2 protein-coding genes are annotated in these 1,442 nt (G+C 35.0%); both read left to right on the top strand.

From position 1 onward, the window contains the following. Window positions 1-248: 248 nt before the first annotated feature. The gene (locus tag C1Y58_RS26235; RefSeq protein ID WP_105620111.1) at window positions 249-548 is read left to right on the top strand and encodes a DUF7677 family protein; all 300 of its coding nucleotides are present in this window, start codon (window positions 249-251) and stop codon (window positions 546-548) included. 14 nt (window positions 549-562) lie between these two features. Further along, the gene (locus tag C1Y58_RS26230) at window positions 563-1,057 is read left to right on the top strand and encodes a hypothetical protein (RefSeq protein WP_105620110.1); all 495 of its coding nucleotides are present in this window, start codon (window positions 563-565) and stop codon (window positions 1,055-1,057) included. Window positions 1,058-1,442: the final 385 nt, after the last annotated feature.

The raw sequence follows: 1,442 nt of genomic DNA, 5'->3' as shown, positions 1-1,442 counted from the left end.
TAAGGTCAGCCCTCGTACATTCCTCAACCTAAGCCCGTCGGGACGGCGTCCGCATTAGCCCCTATCAGGGCATGAGCAAACACCTCTAAGATTGAGAAACGTCGGAAACAAGTGAACGTTAGCAGACATTCTCTTCCTTTTACATGAGAGAGTGTGTGTGAATTTCCTTATGAAGAATAATTGGGTATGGTGGGTTATAGAGGTGAGTATATCAGTGTTACTAAATTTAAAAGAAAGTAGGATTTACAATGAAAAAATTAAGTAACTCATTTAGTGGGGCACTACGGTTATTTTCTTATTGGATTGCCAATGGAACTGTAGGACATCCTCTGTTAGATAGTATAGATTATTCCTGCATATTTCATGAGCCAAGTGCATTGGAACAAGCCTATGCAATATTTGCAAATGTTATAGAAATGGACGAAAATGGGATCGTACTAAATGCTAAATATGCTGAAAAAAGAGCAGCTCAACATATTAGAAGATATGTTGATAGTACATACATAGTTGAACCACCTTTTGAGGATTGGGAAGTTAAGTTATATTAGAGGATGATAGTGTGATGAAATGTGATATAAAAATAAAATATGATGATAGTCCAGCTAGTAATACTACTAATGTAATTTTAATTCAGGTTACAGTTGATAACAGAATTTTTGAAGATATTCTTGATATTCATGAATTTTTCAAGTCTCTTCTAATAGAAGGAGTTTATGAGTATTTTACTTGTAGTTGTGGTGTATTTGGATGTGGGGGATTCTATACCAAGATTGAACATACTGATGATAGTTATGTACTAAAAAATTTATATACTCCTGAAGAGGAATTTTCTGAAGAAGATATCCTAGAAAGTTTTGTATCTCAAATAAATTGGGAAAATATTATTTCAGTCGCAGAGGTTATTATAGACTCATTAACGGAGTATTTTAAAAATAATATTGGCGTTGACCTATCAGTTGGAGTAGTTGGTAAGTTAATTAATAATGATACGGTTATGAGGTTTAAAGATTCTTATGATGAAGTAAAAGCTCTTAGGAGTAATAAAAAACATTTGTAGAGGGAGGAGAACATCTTCTAACAAAAGATTTGCGAAAAGTTCGGGCTAGAGTCACAATGCCTTTATGAGTATTACCCTCACACATTCCCCAACCTAAGCGCGTCGCGACAGTCGGCACATTAGCCCTTGCCAGGGCATGAGCACCTCCTTCTACAGGTTGGGAAACGTCGCAAATCCAAAACGTTATACGCAATTCTCACTCTTGGCACAGGCTGATGTATGTAGGCAGTTATAAAGCAGAAATCAGAAGATAAGATGTTTAATAGTAATAGCTAAATTGATCTGCGTATGAGGAAGTGACATAGTTATGTAAGTCAATCATTGTTGAAGTCAAATTGACTTACATAGATATATTGATTAAATAATAGTAAGAAGTTTTGTTTAT

It is taken from the genome of Vallitalea okinawensis, assembly GCF_002964605.1.
Lineage (GTDB): Bacteria > Bacillota > Clostridia > Lachnospirales > PQDH01 > Vallitalea_A > Vallitalea_A okinawensis.
The sequence above is the reverse complement of the archived record's forward strand: the minus strand, read 5'-3'. Positions and strand labels throughout refer to the sequence as shown.